This is a genomic window from Kitasatospora sp. NPDC058444, assembly GCF_042721415.1.
In the GTDB taxonomy this organism is placed as follows: Bacteria; Actinomycetota; Actinomycetes; order Streptomycetales; family Streptomycetaceae; genus Kitasatospora.
Genome location: NZ_JBHXLL010000009.1, coordinates 76,090 through 98,625, shown reverse-complemented (window position 1 = coordinate 98,625; position 22,536 = coordinate 76,090). Strand labels below are relative to the sequence as shown.

At 72.6% G+C, this 22,536-nt stretch carries 20 protein-coding genes and 1 tRNA gene; 5 read left to right on the top strand and 16 right to left on the bottom strand.

All coding sequences use genetic code 11. The annotated features are described in order from the left end of the window. Positions 1 to 7: 7 nt before the first annotated feature. From ACFWP2_RS13110 to ACFWP2_RS13075, 8 genes are all read right to left on the bottom strand, one after another. Positions 8 to 571, bottom strand: coding sequence for a toxin-antitoxin system HicB family antitoxin (locus ACFWP2_RS13110; RefSeq protein WP_380450450.1), 564 nt, complete (start codon positions 569 to 571; stop codon positions 8 to 10). A 166-nt stretch (positions 572 to 737) separates the two neighbouring features. After that, on the bottom strand, positions 738 to 1,856 hold the full coding sequence (locus ACFWP2_RS13105) for an adenosine deaminase (RefSeq protein WP_380450449.1): 1,119 nt from the start codon (positions 1,854 to 1,856) through the stop codon (positions 738 to 740). A gap of 122 nt (positions 1,857 to 1,978) precedes the next feature. Beyond that, positions 1,979 to 3,274, bottom strand: coding sequence for a DUF445 domain-containing protein (locus tag ACFWP2_RS13100; RefSeq protein WP_380450448.1), 1,296 nt, complete (start codon positions 3,272 to 3,274; stop codon positions 1,979 to 1,981). A 190-nt stretch (positions 3,275 to 3,464) separates the two neighbouring features. Next, a complete protein-coding gene (locus ACFWP2_RS13095) occupies positions 3,465 to 4,760 on the bottom strand; it encodes a nucleotide sugar dehydrogenase (protein WP_380450559.1) in 1,296 nt (431 codons plus the stop codon). Positions 4,761 to 4,762: 2 nt separating this feature from the next. Then, complete coding sequence (locus ACFWP2_RS13090; protein ID WP_380450447.1) at positions 4,763 to 6,040, bottom strand: glycosyltransferase family 2 protein; 1,278 nt, start codon at positions 6,038 to 6,040, stop codon at positions 4,763 to 4,765. Between the two features lie 179 nt (positions 6,041 to 6,219). Then, the gene (locus tag ACFWP2_RS13085; RefSeq protein ID WP_380450446.1) at positions 6,220 to 7,182 is read right to left on the bottom strand and encodes an ATP-binding cassette domain-containing protein; all 963 of its coding nucleotides are present in this window, start codon (positions 7,180 to 7,182) and stop codon (positions 6,220 to 6,222) included. A gap of 26 nt (positions 7,183 to 7,208) precedes the next feature. After that, positions 7,209 to 8,096: an ABC transporter permease gene (locus tag ACFWP2_RS13080; protein WP_380450445.1), complete on the bottom strand. Its 888-nt coding sequence runs from the start codon at positions 8,094 to 8,096 to the stop codon at positions 7,209 to 7,211. Further along, the gene (locus tag ACFWP2_RS13075) at positions 8,089 to 8,946 is read right to left on the bottom strand and encodes an ABC transporter permease (protein WP_380450558.1); all 858 of its coding nucleotides are present in this window, start codon (positions 8,944 to 8,946) and stop codon (positions 8,089 to 8,091) included. Before ACFWP2_RS13075 ends, ACFWP2_RS13080 begins: the two co-directional genes overlap by 8 nt. Before the next feature lie 265 nt (positions 8,947 to 9,211). On the opposite strand from ACFWP2_RS13075, the gene ACFWP2_RS13070 reads away from it, so the two are divergent. Beyond that, positions 9,212 to 11,551, top strand: coding sequence for a transglycosylase domain-containing protein (locus ACFWP2_RS13070; RefSeq protein WP_380450444.1), 2,340 nt, complete (start codon positions 9,212 to 9,214; stop codon positions 11,549 to 11,551). Between the two features lie 35 nt (positions 11,552 to 11,586). Here ACFWP2_RS13070 and ACFWP2_RS13065 read toward each other — a convergent pair whose 3' ends face one another. The 3 genes from ACFWP2_RS13065 to ACFWP2_RS13055 form a co-directional block, all read right to left on the bottom strand. Beyond that, positions 11,587 to 12,756 carry a winged helix DNA-binding domain-containing protein gene (locus ACFWP2_RS13065; RefSeq protein WP_380450443.1) on the bottom strand — a complete coding sequence of 390 codons (1,170 nt, stop codon included), beginning with the start codon at positions 12,754 to 12,756 and terminating at the stop codon, positions 11,587 to 11,589. Between the two features lie 162 nt (positions 12,757 to 12,918). Then, positions 12,919 to 13,221, bottom strand: coding sequence for a co-chaperone GroES (locus ACFWP2_RS13060; RefSeq protein ID WP_049655715.1), 303 nt, complete (start codon positions 13,219 to 13,221; stop codon positions 12,919 to 12,921). Positions 13,222 to 13,440: 219 nt separating this feature from the next. Further along, positions 13,441 to 13,782 (bottom strand): DUF3618 domain-containing protein, encoded by a 342-nt coding sequence (locus ACFWP2_RS13055; RefSeq protein ID WP_380450442.1) that lies wholly within the window; start codon positions 13,780 to 13,782, stop codon positions 13,441 to 13,443. Positions 13,783 to 13,948: 166 nt separating this feature from the next. On the opposite strand from ACFWP2_RS13055, the gene bcp reads away from it, so the two are divergent. Further along, a complete protein-coding gene (gene bcp, locus ACFWP2_RS13050; protein ID WP_380450441.1) occupies positions 13,949 to 14,422 on the top strand; it encodes a thioredoxin-dependent thiol peroxidase in 474 nt (157 codons plus the stop codon). A gap of 101 nt (positions 14,423 to 14,523) precedes the next feature. Here bcp and ACFWP2_RS13045 read toward each other — a convergent pair whose 3' ends face one another. Further along, positions 14,524 to 16,863, bottom strand: coding sequence for a chitinase C-terminal domain-containing protein (locus ACFWP2_RS13045; RefSeq protein WP_380450557.1), 2,340 nt, complete (start codon positions 16,861 to 16,863; stop codon positions 14,524 to 14,526). 334 nt (positions 16,864 to 17,197) lie between these two features. On the opposite strand from ACFWP2_RS13045, the gene ACFWP2_RS13040 reads away from it, so the two are divergent. Together ACFWP2_RS13040 and ACFWP2_RS13035 are read left to right on the top strand one after the other, a co-directional pair. Then, on the top strand, positions 17,198 to 17,860 hold the full coding sequence (locus tag ACFWP2_RS13040; protein ID WP_380450440.1) for an HNH endonuclease signature motif containing protein: 663 nt from the start codon (positions 17,198 to 17,200) through the stop codon (positions 17,858 to 17,860). Between the two features lie 7 nt (positions 17,861 to 17,867). Continuing rightward, a tRNA-Leu gene (locus ACFWP2_RS13035) sits at positions 17,868 to 17,951 on the top strand. 69 nt (positions 17,952 to 18,020) lie between these two features. Here ACFWP2_RS13035 and rdgB read toward each other — a convergent pair. From rdgB to ACFWP2_RS13015, 4 genes are all read right to left on the bottom strand, one after another. Further along, entirely contained in the window at positions 18,021 to 18,626 is a 606-nt protein-coding gene (gene rdgB, locus ACFWP2_RS13030) for an RdgB/HAM1 family non-canonical purine NTP pyrophosphatase (protein WP_380450439.1), read from the bottom strand. Between the two features lie 52 nt (positions 18,627 to 18,678). Then, positions 18,679 to 19,068, bottom strand: coding sequence for a hypothetical protein (locus ACFWP2_RS13025; protein ID WP_360356384.1), 390 nt, complete (start codon positions 19,066 to 19,068; stop codon positions 18,679 to 18,681). 258 nt (positions 19,069 to 19,326) lie between these two features. Beyond that, complete coding sequence (gene rph, locus ACFWP2_RS13020) at positions 19,327 to 20,052, bottom strand: ribonuclease PH (protein WP_359915203.1); 726 nt, start codon at positions 20,050 to 20,052, stop codon at positions 19,327 to 19,329. Between the two features lie 181 nt (positions 20,053 to 20,233). After that, positions 20,234 to 20,467: a glucose PTS transporter subunit EIIB gene (locus tag ACFWP2_RS13015; protein ID WP_030060521.1), complete on the bottom strand. Its 234-nt coding sequence runs from the start codon at positions 20,465 to 20,467 to the stop codon at positions 20,234 to 20,236. 401 nt (positions 20,468 to 20,868) lie between these two features. Between ACFWP2_RS13015 and ACFWP2_RS13010 the strand changes: the two genes are divergently transcribed. Beyond that, positions 20,869 to 22,158 (top strand): PTS transporter subunit EIIC, encoded by a 1,290-nt coding sequence (locus ACFWP2_RS13010; protein ID WP_380450438.1) that lies wholly within the window; start codon positions 20,869 to 20,871, stop codon positions 22,156 to 22,158. Positions 22,159 to 22,536: the final 378 nt, after the last annotated feature.

Sequence of the window (22,536 nt, the reverse complement as noted above, 5' to 3'; positions counted from 1 at the left end):
GGAGGCCTCAGTGGACCCAGCCGGTGAAGCCCTGGCCGCCGACGCTGCGCGCGACCCGGCTGCCCGGATCGGCCGCCGGCCTGCGGACGGGCTCGCCGCCCTCCAGCGCACCGGCCAGGGCCCGGACCAGCCAGGCGTTGAGCGAGAGACCGGCCTCGGCGGCGGCCTCCTCCGCCCGGGCCTTGAGGTGCGCGGGCAGACGGAAGTTGATCCGGGCCGTGCCCGACTCGTCCGCCTCCGATGCCACCGAAGGCACCACAGGTGGCACCACGGGCGCCGGCTGTGGTGCCACCGGCGGCGCCGTGTCGCCGTGGAAGGCGTCCGAGCCGGGCGGCGCCGTCACCACGAACTCGGGGTCGAGTCCGCGCAGTCGCACGTCCACCGAGCCGGGGGCGAGGTCACGGGTGACCTCGCCCATGGCGGCCGAGAGCGCGTTGAGCAGGGTGAGCCGCACGGCCGACTCCAGCGGGAGGGTCAGCCGCTCGGCCAGCGCGCGGGCTTCGTCCCCGCCGGTGGCGGCGGCCACCGCGAGCTCGTTCCGGAGGTTTTCCACGTACGGCGTGAGGTCCATGGCCGTAAGCATGGCACAGCGATGGCGCCACGTCGAGCCATTTCTGGCGCCACTGTGGCGCCATCACTCGAACGGAGCCGGCGCCGGCCGGCGCCGACAACGGAACCGCCCCGCCGACCGGAGGTCGACGGGGCGGTTCACCAGGGGAAACGCGGGCGGCGAGGGGCTACGACCGCCGCCAGGCCGCCAGGTGGGCGTCGATCTCCCCGACCAGCCGGGTCTTGCCCGCCTGGTCCAGGAAGGAGGCCTCGACGGCGTTGCGGGCCAGCCCCGCCACCCCGGCCTCGTCCAGGCCCAGCAGCCGCGCCGCCACCGCGTACTCGGTGTTGAGGTCGGTGCCGAACATCGGCGGGTCGTCGCTGTTGACCGTCACCAGCAGCCCGGCCTCGACCATCCGCTTGATCGGGTGGTCCTCGATCCGCTCCACGACCCGGGTGGCGATGTTGGAGGTCGGGCAGACCTCCAGCGGGATGCGGTGCTCGCCCAGGTAGTCGACCAGGGCCGGGTCCTTCACCGCCTGGGTGCCGTGCCCGATGCGCTCGGCGCCGAGCACCCGGATCGCGTCCCAGACCGTCTCCGGCCCGGTGGCCTCGCCGGCGTGCGGGACGCTGCGCAGGCCCGCCGCCCGGGCCCGGTCGAAGTACGGCTTGAACTGCGGGCGCGGCACGCCGATCTCCGGACCGCCCAGGCCGAAGCTGACCAGGCCCTCGGGGGCCAGCTCGGTGGCCAGCCGGGCGGTCACCTCGGCCGACTCCAGCCCCGCCTCGCCCGGGATGTCGAAGCACCAGCGGAGCACCACGCCGAGCTCCTTCTCGGCGCGCAGCCGGGCGTCCTCGATCGCCTCCATGAAGGCGACCTCGGGGATGCCCCGCCGGACCGAGGAGTACGGGGTGATGGTCAGCTCGGCGTACCGGATGTTCTGCCGGGCCATGTCCTCGGCCACGCCGTAGGTGAGCGCGCGGACGTCCTCGGCGTCCCGGACCAGGTCCACGACGCTCAGGTAGACCTCGATGAAGTGCGCGAAGTCGGTGAAGGTGAAGTACTCGGCGAGCGCCGCCGGGTCGGTCGGCACCTTGGAGTTCCCGGCGTGCCGGGCGGCCAGTTCCGCCACGACGCGCGGCGAGGCCGAGCCGACGTGGTGGACGTGCAGCTCCGCCTTGGGCATCCCGGCGATGAACGCCTCGATGCTCCGGTCTGCGGGCTCGATCCGACTGACACTGGGGCCGATCCGACTTCCGTCCGGCTGGACCACGGTGGTTCCCTTCTTCCTTCTACGCGCGTGCACAGGACATCTGCTGGCAAGGATAGGCCGAGCCCGGGACCGTCCGTCGGGGGACCGACCGGCGAGGGGGCCAACCGCCGAGGGGCCGGCCGCCCGGGCACCGCCCCCGGGCCGGCCCGCCGGGGTCACCCGCCGAGCGCCACCGCCACGGTGTGGATCAGCAGCCCGGCCAGGGCGCCGACCACGGTGCCGTTGATCCGGATGAACTGGAGGTCGCGGCCGACGTTGGCCTCGATCTTGCGGGAGGCGTCGTCGGCGTCCCAGCCCGCCACCGTCTCGGAGATCAGCGAGGTGATCTCGGTGCGGTAGGTGTCGACCAGGTACTGGGCGGCGTCCTGGAGCCAGCCGTCCACCTTGGCCTGGAGCTTGGGGTCGGTGGCCAGGCGCTCGCCGAAGCGCCGCACGCCGTCGCGGATGCGCCGGCGCAGTTCGCTGTCCTCGTCCTCGGCGGCGCCCATCACCAGGGTGCGGACGGCCGCCCAGGTGGAGTTGATCAGGTCCTGCACCTCGGGGCGGGCCAGCAGCTCGCCCTTGGCCCGCTCGACCCGGGCGATGGTCTCCGGGTCGGTCTGCAGCTCGGCCGCGAAGTCGGCGAGGAAGTTGTCGATCGCGCCGCGGGCCGGGTGGTCCGGGTCGTCCCGGATGTCGGTGACGAAGCGCAGCAGCTCCTTGTAGACCCGCTCGCCGACCTGGTGGTCGATGAACCGGGGCGTCCAGCCCGGGGTCTTCTGGGTGACCTTGCGGACCACGTCCTCGTGGTTGGTGGTCAGCCAGCCGTGCGCCCGGACGGCGACCAGGTCCACCACCCCGTGGTGCCCGCCGTCCGCGACCACCTTGCCGAGCATCCGGCCCATCGGCTCGGCCACCGAGGTGGCCTGGGCCCGCCTGGTCACCGCCTCGGCGACCACCGCCCGCACGTCGTCGTCGCGGAGCACCGCGAGCAGGCCGCGCAGCGCCGCCGAGGCCTCCTTGGTGACCCGCTCGGCGCTGCCCGGCGCGGCCAGCCACTCCCCCAGCCGGCGGCCGATGCCGAGCGCCGCCAGGCGGCCGCGGACCACGTGGCCGGAGAGGAAGTTCTCGCCGACGAAGTCGCCGAGCGAGCGGCCGAAGGCGTCCTTCTTGGTCGGGATGATCGCGGTGTGCGGGATCGGCAGGCCGAACGGCCGGCGGAACAGCGCGGTCACCGCGAACCAGTCGGCCAGCGCGCCGACCATGCCCGCCTCGGCGGCGGCCGCCACGTACCCCGCCCAGGGGCCGGCGCCGGCCGCCCTGGCCCAGGTCGACAGGGCGAAGACCACGGTCGCGAAGGCCAGCAGGCCGGTCGCGATGGTCTTCATCCGGCGGACGCCGCGTCTCTTCTGCTCGTCGGCCGCGGTGAACCGGACCCCGGGGCCGGTCCCGCTGAAGGCATCGTCACTCACCCCGCCAGTCTGCCCGCTGCCCGGCGCGGACGGGGGCGCGCCTCGCGATCACGCGCCCCGGCCCGGGGTTGAACGCCGAACAGCCCGGACTCCGCGCCCCTGACGGGCGGCTCCCCGGTGACTCCCCCGGTGCCCGACGGCACCCCGACGGCTCCCCGACGGCTCCCCGACGGCTCCCCGACGGCGGGCTTCACGCCCCGCCCAGCACCATCCGCCGCACCTCCGCGCCCGCCCAGCGCTTCGGGTCCGTGCACCGCCTCCCGTCCAACAGCACCCGCACGCCCGGCAGGTCCACCGGCGACAGGTCCCGGTACTCGGGGTGGTCCGCCTGGAGCACCGCCGCCACCACCGGCTCCCCGCCGTACGGCGGCAGCCCGAGCGCCGCCAACTCCTCCGCCTCGTACAGCGGATCGCTGACGTACGGCCGCGCGCCCGCCGACCGCACCGCCTCGACCAGCGGGAACACCCCGGAGTACGCCGTCTCCTTGACCCCGCCCCGGTACGAGGCGCCGAGCACCAGCACGCCCTGCCCGGCGATCCCGCCCGGCACCGCCCCCGTCAGCACGCCCACCGCGTACCCCGGCACCGCCAGGTTGGCCTCGCGCGCCGCCCGGACCACCGTCGCGCCCGGGTCGTTCCACAGGTACAGCCGCGGGTACACCGGGATGCAGTGCCCACCGACCGCGATGCCCGGCCGGTGGAGGTGGCTGTACGGCTGCGAGTTGCAGGCCTCGGCGATCTCCGCGAAGTCCACCCCGACCTCGTCCGCGTACCGGGCGAACTGGTTGGCCAGCGCGATGTTGACGTCCCGGTACGTGGTCTCGGCGAGCTTGCTGAACTCGGCCGCCTCCACCGAGGCCAGCTCCCAGACGCCGTTGGGCCGGGGCAGGTCCGGGCGCGGGTCGAAGTCCAGCACCGCCCGGTAGAACTCGGCGCCGCGCCGGGTGGAGGACGCGTCCAGGCCGCCGACCAGCTTGGGGTAGCGCCGCAGGTCGGCGAAGACCCGTCCGGTGCGGACCCGTTCCGGGCTGAACACCAGCGCGAAGTCCGTCCCGGCCGCGAGCCCCGACCGGGACGCCAGCCGGGGCGCCCAGCGCTGCCGGGTGGTGCCGACCGGCAGGGTGGTCTCGTAGCTGACCAGGGTGCCCCGGCGCAGCCCGGCCGCGACGGCGTCGGTGGCCGCGTCGAGCAGGGCGTAGTCCGGGCTGCCGTCGGCGGCGGTGACCAGCGGGACGACCAGCACGACGGCCTCGGCCCGGGCCACCGCGGCCGTGGTGCCGGTGGTGGCCCGCAGCCGGCCCTCGGCGACGACCCGCTTGAGCGCCTGGTCCAGGCCCGCCTCCCGGGGGAACGGCGGCACGCCCCGGTTGACGCTGTCCACCACGGCCGGCGCGATGTCCGCGCCGGTCACCCGGTGTCCCTTCAGCGCGAACTGCACCGCCAGCGGCAGGCCCAGCTTGCCCAGCCCGACCACGCAGACGTCCAGGCTCATCCCCGTCCTCCGTTCACCGAGTCGGCCAGCCGGCGCCACGCCGGGTGGCGCCGCAGCCGGCGCCGCAGTTGCTCCGGGACGAGCCCGCGCCACAGCTGCCGGGCGAGTCCGAGCGGCGGTGCGGCACCTTCGACCGCTCCCTCGACCGCCCCCGCGCCCGCGTCCTCCGGCAGCAGGAACAGCTCGTCCGGCAGGCCGAGCCGGGCGTCCCGGAACGCCGGGAAGCTCGCGTACCGCCGCCCGCCGTCCATCACCGCCGGCGGATCGCCGTGCGCCGCCTGGTAGCGGATCTGGTCGCGCAGCGCGTCCGGCCGTACCGCGCAGGCGAGTTCGAGCCGCACCCGCTCGGCGACCGGCAGCCGGCGGTACACCTCGCGGGCGCCGAACCGCTCGACCAGCAGGGCGACTTCGACGCACACCCGCTCCTGCACGTCCTCGGCCAGCAGCAGGAATCCCTCCTCCAGCAGGCGCGGCACGTCCCAGGTGAAACTGCGGGCCCGGATGGCGTCCAACTCCTCGCCCGGCACGGCCAGTTCTGCGGCCACCTGCTGCAGTGCGGCGATCCCGCGCAGCCGGTCCAGCACCCCGGCCCGCTCGGTGACGTTGCCCCGGTCCTCGCGCAGCACCAGGAAGTAGCAGTCGTAGGAGGCGAGGACGGACACCCTGGCCGCCCGCAGGCAGGCCTCCAGGGTGAACGGCTGGTCCGAGAAGACCTTCAACCGCTCGTCGCGGCGCAGCCCGTGGCGCCGGAGGAGGTCGAGCCGGAACAGCTTGGTGTCGGCCAGCGCCCAGGCCAGCGCGGAGTCGGCGAAGCCCACGGACTCGGCGTCGGCGTGGAAGATCCCCTGCGGGACCAGCCGCCCGTTCACCCCGACCTGCTTGGGCACCACCACGTCCGAGCCCCAGGCGTCGGCGGCGGCGACCAGCCGTTCCAGCGCCTCCTCGCCGAGCCAGTCGTCCGCGCCGAGGAACAGCACGTAGCGGCCGCGGGCCAGCTCCAGGGCGCGGTTGGTCGGGCCCGCCGGGCCGCCCGAGTTGGGCTGGTGCACCACCGTGAACAGCCCGGGGTGGCGGGCGGCGTACTCGTCCAGCAGCTCCCCGCCGCCGTCCGTGGAGCCGTCGTCCACGGCCACCACCTCCAGCCGCCCCGGTGCCAGGGACTGCCCGACCAGCGAGTCCAGGCAGGCGGTGAGGTACGGCATGGTGTTGTAGACCGCGACCACCACGGTCACGTCGGGTACGGCCATCGGGCGGCGGGCCTCCGGTTCCGGCATCGGTGAGTGATGCCGGGTCAACTCACCTCGGAGGCCCGGGGTCACGATGATCACCCGCACCGGCGAAGGGGTCCGAACGCACGCCCGGACATCGCAAGGGCGCGCGAAGAACGTGCGGCGGCCGGACGGCCCCCGACCGCCGCACACCCGCCCAGACCGCCGCACGCACACCCGCCCCGTCAGCCGATCGCGACCTCCGCGTACATCCGGGCGATCACGTCCTCGATGGCCGGTTCGCGCACCGACAGGTCCACCAGCGGGTAGCGCGCGGCGACGGCCGCGACGATCGGCGCGGCGCTCTCCTGGGCCGGGAAGGCCAGCCACTGGCGCGGCCCCTCGATCCTGGTGACCCGGGCCCCGGGCACCTCGACCGGGTGCGCGAGTTCCTGCGCGAGGTCCACCACCAGCGTCCGCTCGCTGCGGCCGGTGGCGTGCAGGCCCTCCAGCGCGCCGTCGTACACCACCCGGCCGTGGTCGATCACCATCACCCGGCCGCAGAGCTGCTCGATGTCCGTCAGGTCGTGGGTGGTGAGCAGCACGGTGGTGCCCCGGTCCCGGTTGACCTCGCGCAGGAACTCCCGCACCCGGCCCTTGCTGACCACGTCCAGGCCGATGGTCGGCTCGTCCAGGTAGAGCACCTGGGGGTCGTGCAGCAGCGCCGCGGCGAGGTCGCCGCGCATCCGCTGGCCGAGCGAGAGCTGGCGCACCGGGGTGTCCAGCAGGCCGCCGAGGTCGAGCAGTTCGACGCAGCGGCCGAGGTTCTCGCGGTACCGGGCGTCGGGCACGCGGTAGATCCGGCGGGCGAGTTCGAAGGAGTCGCGCAGCGGCAGGTCCCACCAGAGCGTGGTGCGCTGGCCGAAGACGACGCCGATCCGGCGGGCCAGCGCGACGCGTTCGCGGGCCGGGTCGACCCCGGCCACCCGCAGCCTTCCGGAGCTGGGGACGAGGATGCCGGTGAGCATCTTGATGGTGGTGGACTTGCCGGCCCCGTTGGGCCCGATGTAGCCGACGCACTCGCCGGCCTCGACGGTGAAGCCGAGCCCGTCCACCGCGCGGACCTCGCGTTTGGCCCGGCTGAACCGGCCCGTGCGGGTGCGCACGGTGAAGCTGCGGCGGACGTCCTGGAGTTCGATCAGTGCCATGGAATCTCCTTCGAGGGGGGCGGGGGTCAGCTGCCGGTGCCGCGGTAGGCGCGCAGCCCGGCCCGCCAGGCGAGTCCGGCGGCGAGGACGCAGAGCGCGGCGACGGCCGGGGAGGCGAACCGGAAGGCGATGGGCAGGCCGAGCGGGTCGGGCCGGCCGAGGACGTGCAGCGCGGGCAGCCAGTTGACGAAGGCCAGCGGGACGACGAAGACCACGCCGAGCACCAGCTCCTTGGCGAAGACCGTCGGCGGGTACTGGAGCATGACGCCGCCGCCGAAGGTGAAGGAGTTCTGGAACTCCCGGGTCTCGCCCCACCAGAACTGCAGGCAGGCGAAGCCGATCCAGATCGCGCAGTAGATGACCGTGCCGCTGATCAGCAGGACGACCGTCAGCAGCGTCTTGTCCCAGGTCCAGTCGACGTCCAGGGCGGCGAGCGACCAGAGCAGCACCGCCGCCGACTGGGCCGGGCGGCCGAGCCGGCGCAGCGAGAAGCGCTCGGCGCAGAGCTGGGCGAGGGCCGGGGCGGGCCGGATCAGCATCACGTCCAGCGTCCCGGTCCGGATCCGGTCGCCGAGCGAGTCGATGCTGCCGACCAGCAGGTTGGCCATGCCGAGGGCGAAGCCGGAGGTGCCGTAGAGGAAGCCGAGTTCGGGCAGGGTCCAGCCGCCGAGCGTGGCGGTGTGCCGGAACATCAGGACGATCACGGCGAAGTCGAGGAAGGTGATCACCAGGTTGGCCGCGAACATCATGGTGAACGAGGCCCGGTAGGACATGCTCGAACGGGTCCACATGGCGGCGCACAGCCACCAGGCGCGCGCGGCCCAGCGGGCACGGGCGTACCAGCCGGTGCGGTCGGCCCGGCGGGCACCGGCGACGGTGCGGACGGCGGGGGCTCCGAGGCCGGGGTCAGCCACCCTGGACCACCACCTTGCGGGTCGCGAGCGCCTGCACGCCGCGCGCGGCGGCCAGCGTCACCGCGGCCCAGGCGAGTTGGAGGCCGAGCGGCCCGAGCACGGCCGCGCCGGTCGTGTGCTCCAGGAACAGGTCGGCGGGCACCTGCGCCAGCGTCGCCCACGGGAGCACCCGGGCGAGGTCGCCGAGCCAGCCGGGGAAGAGCGTGAGCGGCAGCAGCATCCCGGAGAGGAACATCGTCACCACCATCGTCACCGAGCTCACCCCCTCGGAGTCGTGCAGCCAGAAGCCGGTGAGGGCGACCAGGAACCGCAGCCCGAAGCTGACCACCTCGGCGAGCAGCACGGAGAGCAGGAAGACCAGCCAGGTGAGCGGCCGCTCGGGCAGCCGGAACTGGAAGATCAGCCCGCCGATCAGCAGCGGCGCCCCGCCGCGGACCAGCAGGTGGTAGCCGGCCCGGCCGAGGTCGCTCGCCAGCCACCAGCCCAGGAAGTCCACCGGCCGGTAGAGGTCGACGGCGATGTCGCCGCTGCGGAACCGCGCCCGGAGGTCGTCCTCGACGCCGCCGCCGAAGATCGCGGTGGTGGGCATCAGCGCCTGGCAGATCCAGATGTAGGTGACGGCCTGGCTCACGTCGTAGCCGCCCAGGCCGGGGCGGGCCCGCCAGAGCGCGATGAAGGTGTAGGCGAGGATGCAGCCGAAGACGGTGTTGGTGAAGACGCCGGCCAGGGTGGCGGCCCGGTAGGTCGTGTGGCGGTGGAAGGCGCCGCGGGCGACGGCGGCGTAGAGCCCGAGGGGGAATCCGACGGGCGTGGGATCGGGAGGCCGCCCGGCGGGCGCCTCGGCGTGCACGGAACTCACGATATTGTCTCCTTGTCGACAAATACGGGCAGACGGATACGAGCTGACGGACGCGGGCAGACGGATGCCCGCGAGCACCGGCGCGCACGCCCCAGCGGCTCCGACCGGCCCCACCCGGGGGGTACCGGGCCGGACGGGCGGAGCTGCGACAGTGGGTGCGCTATGTGGTTTGCACCTTTCACCGTACCTCCGGCCCGCACCACCCGCACCCGGTTTTTCCAGCCTGAGCCGACGTCAAATAGCAGATAATCTCGGCATGACCTTGAGCACCCGACGCCAGGCCAAACGGGCCGCCCGCCGCGAGGCCCGCCGCGCCCTCCCGCTCTGGCGCCGGCTCCTGCCCACCTGGCGGGTCACCCTCGGCACCCTCACCGCGCTGTTCCTGCTCGCCGTCGGCGGCTTCGCCGTGCTCTACGTCATCGTCCCGGTGCCCGACCCCAACGCCCACGCCGTCGCCCAGAACAACATCTACCTCTACGCCGACGGCACCACCGAGATCGCCCGCACCGGCGCCGTCAACCGCACCGACGTCACCATCGACCAGATCCCGCTGCCCACCCAGCAGGCCGTCGTCTCCGCCGAGGACCGCACCTTCTACCAGAACCGCGGCATCGACCTGAAGGGCATGCTCCGGGCCGGCTGGAACACCCTGCTCGGCAAGGGCATGCAGGGCGGATCCACCATCACCCAGCAGTACGTCAAGAACTACTACCTCACCCAGGACCGCACGATCGAGCGAAAAGGCCGCGAACTGCTCATCGCCCTCAAGGTCGACCAGCAGCGCGACAAACGCGAGATCCTCGCCGGTTACCTCAACAGCAGCTACTTCGGCCGCGGCGCCTACGGCATCCAGAGCGCCGCCCACGCCTACTACGGCGTCGACGTCTCCGCACTCACCCCCGCCCAGGGCGCCTACCTCGCCTCCCTGCTCCAGGCCCCCAGCCTCTACGACGTCAAGACCGCCACCCCCGCCAACCGCGAGAAGGCCGTCGCCCGCTGGAACTACACCCTCGACGGCATGGTCCAGCTCGGCTTCCTCACCCCCGCCGACCGCGCCGCCACCACCTTCCCCGACCCCATCGACCCCCAGCCCGCCACCGGCCTCGCCGGCCAGGCCGGCTACCTGGTCGGCGTCGCCGACGACTACCTCGTCTCCTCCGGCACCCTCGACGCCGCCACCCTCAAGGCCGGCGGCTGGCGCATCACCACCACCTTCGACAAGCCCCGGCAGGACGCCTTCGTCCAGGCCGTCCAGGACCGGCTCACCGGCGAACTCGACCCCCAGGCCCGCCCCACCACCGACACCGACGTCCGGGTCGCCGGCGCCTCCGTCGAACCCGCCACCGGCCGGGTCGTCGCCGTCTACGGCGGCCCCGACTACGCCAAGCAGCCCTACAACGACGCGCTGCGCCAGGACAACCAGATCGGCTCCACCTTCAAACCGATCGACCTCGCCGCCGGCCTGGTCGCCCAGCACACCCCCGACGGCCGCCCCATCACCACCGAATCCCGCTACGACGGCACCAGCGAACGCCCCGTCACCGGCGGCCCCACCCCCTACGCCCCGCCCAACGAGGACGACATCGACTACGGCAACATCACCCTGCGCCACGCCATGGTGAAGTCCGTCAACTCCGTGTACGCGCAGGAAGGCGTCGACGCCGGACTCGCCCGCGTCCGGGAGACCGCCGTCAAGCTCGGCATCCCCGACACCGTCCGCGGCATGGACCCGGCCAACACCTCGATGACCCTCGGCACCGCCACCCCCAGCGCCCTCGACCTGGCCGGCGCCTACGCCACCCTCGCCGACCACGGCCAGGCCCACACCCCCTGGTCCGTCCTCAAACTCGAACGCGTCAACCCCGGCGGCGCCGTCGACGTCCCCAAGATGCCCGACCACAACCCCACCGAGGCCCTCGACCGGGAGATCGCCGACTCCGTCACCGACGTGCTGCGCGACGTCGTCAGCACCCGCGGCACCGGCGCCGCCGCCCTCGACCTCAACCGCCCCGCCGCCGGCAAGACCGGCACCACCGACTCCAACCTCTCCGCCTGGTTCGCCGGCTACACCCCCGAACTCGCCACCACCGTCGGCCTGTTCCGGGAGAACCCGAAGACCCACGCCAAGGAACCGCTGGCCGGCACCGCCGGACTCACCCGGATCAACGGCGGCACCTTCCCCACCCGGATCTGGACCGCCTACATGACCGCCGCCCTCGACGGCACCCCCACCCAGGACTTCGACCTCCAGACCGGACACGGCACCCCCGCCGCCACCCCCTGGCCCACCGCCCCCGCCGGCACCAGCCCCAGCGCCACCGCCCCGGCCACCACCCCCGCCACCGGCGGCGAACCCGCCGGCACCGGCCCGGCCCCCGGCACACCAACCGACCACGCCCCCAGCGCCCCCGCCGCCACCGGCCGACCCGCACCCGGCCCGAACACCCCCAGCCCGCAGGCGCCCAAGCCGACCACGGACCCGGACCAGCCCAGCCCCACCCCCCGGCCCAGCCAGATCCAGCCGACCCGCCCCACCGCCCCGCCCAGCGCCACCGGCGGCCCCGCCAGCCGCCCGGCGGCGCCGCCCACGCCGTAGGGCGGGCGCCGCGGGGGAGGCCGCTACGCCCGGGCCTACGCCACCAGTTCGCGCTCCAGCGGGGTACGGAACCGCGGCGTCACCCGCACCTCCCCCAGCCAGCCCGCCAACCGCTCGGCCTCGGCCTCGACAGCGCGCTCCGCCTCGGCCCCGACGTCCCGGAACAGCCGCCACACCAGCCCGCCGTCGGCGCGCTGCGCCCAGCCGCCCACCACCTCGCCGCACCACCACACCGTCGGCCCGGCGTTGCCCGCCCGGTCGAACAGCGCCGGCACGTCCTCCGCCCGCAGGTACCAGTCCCGCCCGCGCCAGCCCATCACCGCCGGATCCAGCCCGGGCAGCAGCGCCGCCCACGGCTCCGGCTCCGCCGCCGGCCCCTCGTCCCCCGGCAGCACCAGCGCGGGCACCCCGCCGGCCAGCGCCACGTCCACCGCCCCGACATCCGCCAGTGCCCCGCGGACGTCCCCGAGCGTCCAGCCCGTCCACCACTTCACGTCCTCGACCGTCGCCGGCCCGTACGCCGCCAGCCAGCGCCGCACCACCTCGGCCTTCGCCTCCCGCACCGGCACCTCCGGCCACTGCGGCACCAGCGCCCACGGGTAGCTGCTGCTCAACCACGAACCGCGCGGACGCGAGCGGCGCACGTGCCCGTCCGAGGCCAGCAGCCGCAGCAGGCGGCTGCCCACGCTCTGCTTCGCCTCGTACGCCTTGCCCGCCGACATCAGCATCGTCTCGCGCAACTGCGGTACGTCCTCGGACAGTTCCCTGGTCGTCGCCTCGCCGCGGACGGCCAGCGCGGCCAGCACCTCGCGCTCCGTCTCCCCCAGCCGGGCCTCGTCCCAGCCCTCGGCGAAGTCCCGCAGGTGCTTCAGCAGCGTCGCCCGCTCCTTCGCCGCGATCGCCCGCGCCGCCGCCGAACTCACGTACGGGGCGAAGCCCTCCGTCACCGCGAAGATCGTCCGCCGCATCGACAGCAGCTTCACCAGCGAGACGTCCTCGTACAGCGCCCGGTCCACCTCCGCCGCCGAGGGCGCCGCCAGCCGCGCGCAGGCCGACAGGTACACCGTGGCCGGGTCCGACGCGTGCAGCCCGACCACCGCGTCGGCCACGTCCTCCACCCGCGCCGCCCGCACCGACGGCACCAGCAGGTGCCGCCGCCCCAGCCTGGCCCGACGCTCCGCATCCCCGATCACCGGCACACTCATGCCGGGACCCTAGCGCGCCCCACCGACAGTCCCTCGGCACCCGCCACGCCCGAGTCCCCGCCCGCCCGAGTCGCCGCCACGCCCGAGTCGCCACCCGCACCGAAAGCACGGTGCCCCCGACCGGAGTCGGGGGCACCGCGGGGCAGCAGGAGGATCAGACCGTCACAGGTACAGCCCGGTCGAGCCCTCGGTGTCGCCGAAGCGGGTCGCGGCGACGGCGTGCAGGTCGCGCTCGCGCAGCAGCACGTAGGTGGCGCCGCGGACCTCGACCTCCAGCTTGTCCTCCGGGTCGTACAGCACCCGGTCCCCGGGCTCCACCGAGCGCACGCTCTGGCCCACCGCGACGGCCTCCGCCCAGGTACAGCGCTTGGACAGCTCCGCGGTGGCCGGGATCAGGATGCCGCCGGTCGAGCGGCGCTCGCCCTCGCCGCCCTCGATGCGCACCAGCACACGGTCGTGCAGCATCCGGATCGGCAGCTTCTCGCCGAGCCGGTCGTGACGGGCGGGCTCCTGCACGTGCTCGGAGCGGGTCGGTTCGTCGTTGGTACTCACGGTCCCGAAGGTACCTCCCCCGGGCGAGGAGCGTGACGCCAGCCCGGCATGAGCAAGGCCCGCCATGAACAAGGCCCGGCATGCGGAAGGCCGGGCACGCACCGCGCGCCCGGCCCCTCCGTCGTACGGTGCTCAGTCCTTGCGGCGCTTGCGGGACGAGGCGACCAGCAGCACCAGGCCCACCCCGACCAGCGCGGCCGGGACGATCCGCTCCCGGCGCGGCTGCCCCTTCTCGTCCACGAACTGCGCCCGGACCTTCTCCACCACGCCGCTGGCGGCCACGTACGCCCGGGCGGTCCGCTCCTCGACGGCGGCCGCCGCCTTGGCCTTGACCTGGGCGGAGATGGTGCTCGGGTGGATGCGGACGGCCAGCTCGTCGAGGGTCCCCGCCAGCCGGTCACGCGTCCGCTCGATGTCCGCCTCGATCTGGGAGGTCGTCCGCGCCGACTTGTCCTGCGTGCTCGCCTCGCCCACTCGGGCCACCCCATTCACTCGCCGATGTTGTTCCGTCCGATCCGTGCGATCGGTGCGACTGACCCAGTGTGTCAGTTGCCGAACACGGTCGCGCGGCCCCACCCACCATCGGAGGTAAGTTTGCCGTGGTACGACCGTCCGTCCCAGCCTTCAGGAGAACACGACCGTGACTGAGCGCCTCCAGCCCGGCGACACCGCGCCCGCCTTCAGCCTGTCCGACGCCGACGGCAACCAGGTGTCCCTCGCCGACCACGCCGGCCGCAAGGTCATCGTCTACTTCTACCCGGCCGCCCTGACCCCCGGCTGCACCAAGCAGGCCTGCGACTTCACCGACAACCTGGAGGCCTTCGCGGGCGCCGGCTACGACGTCATCGGCATCTCCCCGGACAAGCCGGAGAAGCTGGGCAAGTTCCGCGAGGCCGAGAACCTCAAGGTCACCCTGCTGTCCGACCCGGAGAAGGAGGCGCTGGAGGCGTACGGCGCCTTCGGCGAGAAGCAGAACTACGGCCGCACCTACCTCGGTGTGATCCGCTCCACGATCGTCGTGGACGAGCAGGGCAAGGTGGAGCACGCGTTCTACAACGTGCGGGCCACCGGGCACGTCGCCAAGCTGCTGCGCGACCTCAAGGTCGGGGCCTGAGCCCCCTGCGCGGAGCCCGCGGACACGACGAAGCGGTGGCGGCACACCCCCCGACCGGGTGCGCCGCCACCGCCGTTCCTCACCTCAGCGGACCGGCCTGATCAGCAGGCCCCGAGGTCGCTCCAGACGCCCCACGCGCCGCTGGCCGCGGGGTCGTCGCCCTTGGTCCACCACTTGTTCTGGTAGTAGTGGCCCTTCCACGAGACCTTGGTGGGGGTCGCGTAGGTGGTGCCCGCGTCCCAGCTCGGGGCGGCGGTGCAGGTGCCCGAGGTCGGCGTCGGCGTCGGGGTCGGGGTCTGCGTCCCGGTCGCGGTCGGCGTCGGCGTCGGGGTGGCCGTCTGCGACGAGGTCGGGGTAGGCGTCGGGGTCGGCGTGCCGCCGTCCACCGCACCGCGGGTCAGGTCGCCCTTGATCCCGTACAGCGTGCCGCCCACGTTGACCGTCCAGTTCGACGGCGTGGACACCGGCAGGTAGTAGACGAAGTCCATGTCGATCGAGGCGCCCGGAGCCAGCGACTGCCAGCCCGGCAGCTTGACCGACACCCGGTTGTAGGTGCCCTTCAGGCCGCCCACGTTGCCCGGGCCCGGGTTGTCCTGCTTGATGACCTGGAGGCCGAAGCCGGACTGGTCCTTGGCGTTGCCCGGGGCCGAGTTGCCGTAGTCGAACTGGAACTCGGTGCCGCCCGGCAGGGTCAGCGTCGAGTTGTTGACGATGTGCAGCTTCGGGTTGATCGGGTAGTTCGAGTCGCCCAGCGCGAAGTTGGTGAACGACACGTCGATCGGCAGCGTCTGCTGCGGCAGCGCGGTCGTCGAACGGGTCGCGCCGTACGGGGCCGCCGACTTGAACTTGTCGTACATCAGCGAGGTCAGCGTCGAGCCGGGGACGTACTCGCCCTTGCCGCCGTTGGCGGTGGCGTCCCACCTGTAGTCGCCCGCGAGCTCCCAGATCATCGCGCCGCCGGCGCCCTGGTTGACGATGTAGTCCGCCTTGGCGCCCACCGACTGCTCGTCCTCGGTGGAGAGGAACACCTTCTTGGTGTCGTTCCACAGCCACGGCGCCACCAGGGTGGAGCTGTAGTTGCGGGTGTAGGTGCCCTGCAGCGCGGTGTCGGAGACGCCGTACTTGGCCAGGTAGTCGGGCAGGATGCCCTTCTCCAGGTTCTTGGCGTGCCACATCGGGTTCGACCCGGCCGGGGACTCCTTGCCCGCGTCGTCCTTGTCGTTCCAGATGTTGTCGATGCCGACCGCGCCGTCACCGCAGGCGGTCAGACCGGAACCGGCCGGGCAGGTGGTCGCCGAGGCCGTGCCCCAGAGGCCGTTGGTGCCGCCCTGCACGTTCTTGAAACCGCGGGTGTAGTACGGCAGGCCGACGTTGATCCGGCCGCCGGGCATCGAGCCGCGGAAGTAGTGGTACGACCAGTCGGCGTTCAGGTAGCCGATGCCGCCGTACTGCGCGGTGCCGTAGACGTTGGCGGCGGCCAGCTCGCCGTCCTTGCCGTCGTCGAACAGCGAGGCGTTCGGGCCGACGTACTTGTTCCAGGCGCCGTGCAGGTCGTACGACATGATGTTGACGTAGTCCAGGTACTTGGCCACCTGGAAGGTCTCCATGCCGCGCAGCAGGTAGCCGGAGGACGGGGCGGCGACCGACAGCAGGTAGTGCTTGCCGTCGGCGGCGCCGGCCTTGTCCAGGCTCTCGCGCAGGGTCTTCATCAGCGCCGCGTAGCCCTTGGCCAGCGAGCCGCGCTTGGCGTTGGCGAGCTGCCAGTCCAGCGGGTTGCCGGCGTCCTTCATCGAGGTCGGGTACTCGTAGTCGATGTCGACGCCGTTGAAACCGTACTTGCGGATGAAGTCGACCGAGGAGGCGGCGAAGGTGTCGATGCCGGCCTGGTTGACGCTGCCGTCCGCGTTGACGGTCATCGAGTAGAAGCCGCCGGAGTTGACGCGCTTGCCGTCGTCCCCGAAGTAGCCGCCGGTCTCGGTCCAACCGCCCACCGAAATCAGGGTCTTGACGTTCGGGTACTGCTTCTTGAACTTCGTCAGCAGGTTGAAGTGGCCCTTGTACGGCAGGCTCGGGTCCAACTCGGCACCGGGGACGCCGGGGAAGGAGATCCCGGTGGCCTCGTTGGTCGGGCCGTCGGTGCCGACCGAGAGCTTGTTGTCGCCGCCGACGTGGCCGAAGGCGTAGTTCAGGTGGGTGACCTTGTCCCAGGGGATGTCGTTCACCAGGTACGGCTGGTCGCCGTTCTTGCCGGTGCGCCAGCCGGTGAAGTAGCCGATGATGCGGCGCTGGTGGTCCGCGCCCATCTTCTCGCGCCCGCCGGTGTCGTAGACGGAGCAGTACGGGACGTCCACCCCGGGAGTCTGGTACAGGCCGTCCGGCCGACAGGCCGCGTTGTCGACCGCCGCCGACGCCTGCGAGGGCGCCGCACCCAGCGTCGCCATCAGCAGTCCGGCCAGCGAGGCCGCCGCCAGCGAGGCCACACCGGCCCGCGCGGCCGGGCTCTTCCGGCGGTGGGAGGCGGTGGGACGCCGCTCCGCCGTGTTTCGGATCAACACTCGGTCCTCCAGGAGAGAGTGTCGGCGCGTGCCTGTGGGGGAGCACGCACGTGGGGGATTGCAATTGGCGCAGAAGGTATGTGGTCTGAACCACATAGGTCAATAGGTCTGTACCAATTGATAGTCAGTGCCTAAACATCCCAGCGCCCGTAACCGATCCACACGCCGATCGTTCGCATACCGGGGGACGGGCACACACCTGCCCGAAGGGGGAACAACCATGGCGATCGAGTACACCGCCGAACTTCTCACGAGCATCGCCGCCACTGCCGGCTCGCTCGACGAGATGCTGACCGCACTCGGCCGGGAGCCCAACCCCGACCGGCGCAAGTACCTGCGCCGCAAGCTCACCGAGTACGGGATCGACACCGCTCACTTCCGCCCGACCGGAAGCGTCTACACCCGGGAGGTCCTCCAGGAGGCCGTCTCGGCCTGCCACAGCGTGGCCGGGGTCGTGCGCTACCTCCACAAGCGCCAAGCCGGTGGCACCCAGGCCCACATCGGACGCCGCATCAAGGCGCTCGGCATCGACACCTCCCACTTCACCGGTCAGGCCCACGCCCGCGGCAAGCGACTCCCCAACAGGATCCCCGCCGACCGGCTCCTCGTTCGACGACCCACGGAAGCCAAGCGGCTGCCCGGCTCGCGGATCCGCAGTGCACTGGCCGAGCTTGGCAGGCCCGAGCTGTGCGAGGGCTGCGGCACCGGCCCCGAGTGGCACGGCCGACCGATGACCCTGGAGGTCGACCACATCAACGGCGACTGGTCGGACAACCGGCCGGACAACCTCCGGCTGCTCTGCCCCAACTGCCACGCCACCACCCCGACCTACTGCAGGCGGAAGAAGGGCGGTGCCTCAGCCCAGTACAAAGCCCTAGACTGAAGGCCATGCGGCCTTGGCGTAATCGGCAGCCGCGCGGGTTTTAGGTGCCCGTGGGAGAAATCCCGTGAGGGTTCGAGTCCCTCAGGCCGCACGTGCCTTGGAACCGAAGGCTCGCCTCGAGGAGGATCTCGGGGCGGGCCTTCGGTTTTCCGACTTGCCGTCAGGCCAGCAGCTCCTTGACCACCGGGGCGAGGGCGCGGAAGGCCTTGCCGCGGTGGCTGATGGCGTTCTTCTCGGCCGGGGTGAGCTCCGCGCAGGTGCGGGTCTCGCCGAGGGGCTGGAGGATCGGGTCGTAGCCGAAGCCGCCGTCGCCGGCCGGGGCGGTGCGCAGGGTGCCGAGGAGGCGGCCCTCGACGACGCGCTCGGTGCCGTCGGGGAGGGCGAGGGCGGCGGCGCAGAAGAAGTGGGCGCCGCGGTGCGGCTCGGCGATGTCGGAGAGCTGGGCGAGCAGCAGGTCGAGGTTGGCGGCGTCGTCGCCGTGCTTGCCGGACCAGCGGGCGGAGAAGATGCCGGGCGCGCCGTTCAGCACGTCCACGCAGAGGCCGGAGTCGTCGGCGACGGCGGGCAGGCCGGTGGCACGGGCCAGGGCGTGCGCCTTGAGCAGGGCGTTCTCGGCGAAGGTGACACCGGTCTCGGGGACGTCGGGGATCTCCGGGTAGGCGTCGGCGCCGACGAGTTCGACGTCCAGGCCGGCGTCCGCCAGGATGGCGCGGAGCTCGGTGACCTTGTGCTGGTTGCGGGTGGCGAGGATCAGGCGGGTGGACATATCGCCCACCCTACCGAGCGCCCGGCCCGCCCCGCCGGGCTACCGGAGGCGATCAGCCGGTGCAGACCGAGGTGAGGTTGCCGGCCGCGTCACCGAGGGGCTTGAGGTTCGGGATCTCGTTCCGGTCGGCGGCCCGCTGCACGTTCTCGACCTGCTTCTGCAGATCGGTCACGGCCTTGGCGACGTCGGTGTTCTTGGAGTTCTTCCCGACCTGGTCGAGGTCGTTCTTGAGCTTCTGCAGGGCCTTCCCGGCGGCCGCCGAGTCGTTGCTCGCGTTGTCGTAGGCCTGGGTGACGTCGGCGATGTCCCCGGTGATCCGCACCGCGGTGTTGCCGCAGTCGAGCGCCTTCTGGGCGGCGGAGCAGCTCACCATGCTGAGCGGAAGGATCGCGATGAGTCCGGCCACGGCGAGGGCGGCGGGGCGGGCGATGCTCGACGGCATCCGATCCTCCTGTGGGGCGCGGGTTCCGTGGTGGGGGACGCGCGCCGGGAGGTGCGCGGTTCCCGCAGCGGGAGTGCTGCGGGAACCGTACGGTCTCCGGGCCCGGCCTGTACAGCAGGCCGGGCGTTCGGCGGGCCGTTCGGCGGGCCGTTCCGCCCGAGGCCCGCACGGGTGTCCGCGCCGCGCCCGAACGGCCGTCCGCGGCCGCGGACTGACCGTGTGTCCGATCCGGTCCACGGTCGCGGGGCCCGCGCGGGTTCAGCCCTCCAGGGCCTTGCGCTGGATCGCGTCCAGCTCCGCGCAGCCGAGGCTGCCGAGGTCGAGCAGCCGGTCCAGCAGCTCGCGGTCGAACGGGGCGCCCTCGGCGGTGCCCTGGACCTCGACGAAGCGGCCGTCGGAGGTGCAGACGATGTTCATGTCGGTCTCGGCGCGCACGTCCTCCTCGTACTGGAGGTCGAGCATCGGGACGCCGTCGATGATGCCGACGCTGACGGCGCTGACGCCGCCGGTGATCGGCTGGCCCTTGGCGCGCAGCAGCTTCTTGTCGCGGGCCCAGGCGACGGCGTCGACCAGGGCGACGTACGCGCCGGTGATGGCGGCGGTGCGGGTGCCGCCGTCGGCCTGGAGGACGTCGCAGTCGAGGACGATGGTGTTCTCGGCGAGCGCGCGGTGGTCCACGACGGCGCGCAGCGAGCGGCCGATGAGCCGGCTGATCTCGTGGGTGCGGCCGCCGATGCGGCCCTTGACGGCCTCCCGGTCGCCGCGGGTGTTGGTGGCGCGCGGGAGCATGGAGTACTCGGCGGTGACCCAGCCTTCGCCGCTGCCCTTGCGCCAGCGGGGCACGCCCTCGGTGACGCTGGCGGTGCACAGCACCTTGGTGTCGCCGTAGGAGATGAGGACGGAGCCTTCGGCGTGCTTGCTCCAGCCCCGTTCGATGGTGATCGGGCGGAGCTGTTCGGGGGTGCGGCCGTCGATGCGTGACATAGGCACTGAGCGTAGTCGCTCCGGCGGGCCGGTTCGGGAAGCGGCGAGGGCGGCAGGGGCTGCGGCGAAGCGGCGGGGAGCCGTCCCCCGGAGGCGGCCGGGAGGCGGCCGGATGCGCCGCGGCCCGCCGTCCCCCTGAGCGGGGCGGCGGGCCGGGCGGGCCGGGCCTGGGTGGCTCAGCTCACATCATGTCCTCGATGTCGGCGGCGATCGGGTCGGCGTCGGTGCCGATGACGACCTGGATCGCGGTGCCCATCTTCACGACGCCGTGGGCGCCGGCGGCCTTGAGGGCGGCCTCGTCGACCAGGGAGGCGTCCTTGACCTCGGTGCGCAGGCGGGTGATGCAGCCCTCGACCTCTTCGATGTTGTCGATGCCGCCCAGACCGGCGACGATCTTCTCAGCCTTGCTGGCCATCTGGTTTCTCCCTCTGTCTCGGCCCTTCGGCGGCTCTGCCGGGTGCCGTCCTGCGCTGGTGCTGGGTGTTCCTCGACCGCCGGGCGGTGAGGTCCGTGCCGATCGGCTGACGCGGGTTCGGCTGCGGTCGGGCCGGCGAGCAGCGCGACCAGCATCACCCGTGCCGGTCCGGTCCGCCACGTTAGTCCACTTTTGGCCCATTCCGGCGGGCAGGCTCCCGATCGCCGCCCGAGGATGACGATCAGCGCGGCTCGCGCCTCCGGGGTGCGGCCTGCTTCCAAGTGGTCTACACCAATATATGTGTACTCCGAGGAACGCAGGAACGGCCCCGGGTGTTCCCGAGCCCGCCCGAGGGTCCCGCAGGGGCCCGCCGGTCGGCAACTGCTCTCGGAGGGCGAAGGATGAGTTCGGCAGGAGCCACGACCCCGCAGACCACCTGGTGGCACACCTTCTACGGCGGCCTCCAGAAGATGGGCCGGTCCCTGCAGCTCCCGGTGGCGGTGCTCCCCGCCGCGGGCATCCTCAACCGGCTCGGCCAGCCCGACGTGTTCGGCAAGGACGGACTGGGCTGGGACAACGTCGCGAAGGTCTTCGCCGCCGCCGGCGGTGCCCTGCTCGACTCCTCCTTCGGCCTGCCGATGCTGTTCTGCGTCGGCGTGGCGATCGGCATGGCGAAGAAGGCCGACGGCTCGACGGCGCTGGCCGCCGTGGTCGGCTTCCTCGTCTACTTCCGGGTCCTGCACGCCTTCCCGGAGAGCTGCAAACCGCCGACGGTGCTGGTCAGCGACCAGTGCGTGGACTACGGCTCGGCGAAGGCGGCGGCCGCGACGTACCAGAACCCGGGCGTGCTGGGCGGCATCCTGATCGGCCTGATGTCGGCCTGGCTGTGGGTCCGGTACCACCGCACCAGGCTGGTGGACTGGCTCGGCTTCTTCAACGGCCGCCGCCTGGTCCCGATGATCACCGCCCTGGTCGGCATGCTGACCGCCGTGGTGTCGCTCTGGGTCTGGCCGCCGATCGGCCGCGGCCTGAACGACTTCTCGCAGACCCTCTCCGACCTGGGCGCGGCCGGCGCCGGCATCTTCGGCCTCTTCAACCGCGCGCTGCTGCTGATCGGCATGCACCAGCTGCTGAACACGTTCGTCTGGTTCCAGTTCGGGGAGTTCGTCAAGCCGGACGGCACGATCGTGCACGGCGACATCCCGCGCTTCCTGGGGGGCGACCCGACGGCCGGCCAGTTCCAGTCGGGCTTCTTCCCGATCATGATGTTCGCGCTGCCCGCCGCCGCGCTCGCGATCGCGCACTCGGCGAAGCCGCACCGGCGCAAGGAGATCTACGGCCTGATGCTCTCGGTCGGCCTGACCTCCTTCGTGACGGGCGTCACCGAGCCGATCGAGTACTCCTTCGCCTACATCGCCCCCGCCCTGTACGCCGTGCACGCGCTGCTGACCGGCGCGTCGATGGCGGTGACCTGGGGGCTCGGGGTGCACGACGGGTTCAGCTTCTCGGCCGGCCTGATCGACTACGTGATCAACTGGGGGCTGGCCACCAAGCCGTGGCTGATCATCCCGATCGGCCTCGGCTTCGCCGCCGTGTACTACGCGCTCTTCCGGTTCATCATCGTCAAATTCAACCTGAAAACACCTGGCCGGGAGGACGAGGCCGAGGTCGAGGACGTCACCAAGGCCTGAAACCGAGCGCCGCCGGGTTATCCCCGCAATGGCCTCCGGACCGCCGGTCCGGGGGCCTTCGGCATTTCGGAAAGCCCGGAAAGCCCGCCCGCTCCCGGCCCAACGCGCCTGGCAGGGCAGCCTGTGCTTTTGTTGCGCGATTAGCCAAAATCGATTTTGTTGCGCGGTCGGCCAAAGTCACAATCGCGATGGATACCATGATCGCCATTCGCCGGTAGGTTTCGATTTCATAGCGCTTCCCGGCCGCGCCGCTTTCCGGGGTTCCTCGACTTCTCCGCCCGTGCTACAAAACTGGTCTACACCACGTGTGGTGTAGACCAGTTCGCGGTTGGCCCCCTGTGCCGTCCCCCCGACCGACCGCCATGCCGTTAGGAACCC

Excerpts from the sequence above, each read along its gene's own strand:
- ACFWP2_RS13110 (WP_380450450.1), bottom strand. The coding sequence starts at position 571 with ATGGACCTCACGCCGTACGTGGAAAACCTCCGGAACGAGCTCGCGGTG.
- rph (WP_359915203.1), bottom strand. The coding sequence starts at position 20,052 with ATGTCACGCATCGACGGCCGCACCCCCGAACAGCTCCGCCCGATCACC.
- ACFWP2_RS13025 (WP_360356384.1), bottom strand. The coding sequence starts at position 19,068 with ATGCCGTCGAGCATCGCCCGCCCCGCCGCCCTCGCCGTGGCCGGACTC.
- ACFWP2_RS13070 (WP_380450444.1), top strand. The coding sequence starts at position 9,212 with ATGACCTTGAGCACCCGACGCCAGGCCAAACGGGCCGCCCGCCGCGAG.
- ACFWP2_RS13065 (WP_380450443.1), bottom strand. The coding sequence starts at position 12,756 with ATGAGTGTGCCGGTGATCGGGGATGCGGAGCGTCGGGCCAGGCTGGGG.
- ACFWP2_RS13040 (WP_380450440.1), top strand. The coding sequence starts at position 17,198 with ATGGCGATCGAGTACACCGCCGAACTTCTCACGAGCATCGCCGCCACT.
- ACFWP2_RS13015 (WP_030060521.1), bottom strand. The coding sequence starts at position 20,467 with ATGGCCAGCAAGGCTGAGAAGATCGTCGCCGGTCTGGGCGGCATCGAC.
- ACFWP2_RS13085 (WP_380450446.1), bottom strand. The coding sequence starts at position 7,182 with ATGGCACTGATCGAACTCCAGGACGTCCGCCGCAGCTTCACCGTGCGC.
- rdgB (WP_380450439.1), bottom strand. The coding sequence starts at position 18,626 with ATGTCCACCCGCCTGATCCTCGCCACCCGCAACCAGCACAAGGTCACC.
- ACFWP2_RS13090 (WP_380450447.1), bottom strand. The coding sequence starts at position 6,040 with ATGCCGGAACCGGAGGCCCGCCGCCCGATGGCCGTACCCGACGTGACC.
- ACFWP2_RS13060 (WP_049655715.1), bottom strand. The coding sequence starts at position 13,221 with ATGCTGCACGACCGTGTGCTGGTGCGCATCGAGGGCGGCGAGGGCGAG.
- ACFWP2_RS13010 (WP_380450438.1), top strand. The coding sequence starts at position 20,869 with ATGAGTTCGGCAGGAGCCACGACCCCGCAGACCACCTGGTGGCACACC.
- ACFWP2_RS13045 (WP_380450557.1), bottom strand. The coding sequence starts at position 16,863 with ATGGCGACGCTGGGTGCGGCGCCCTCGCAGGCGTCGGCGGCGGTCGAC.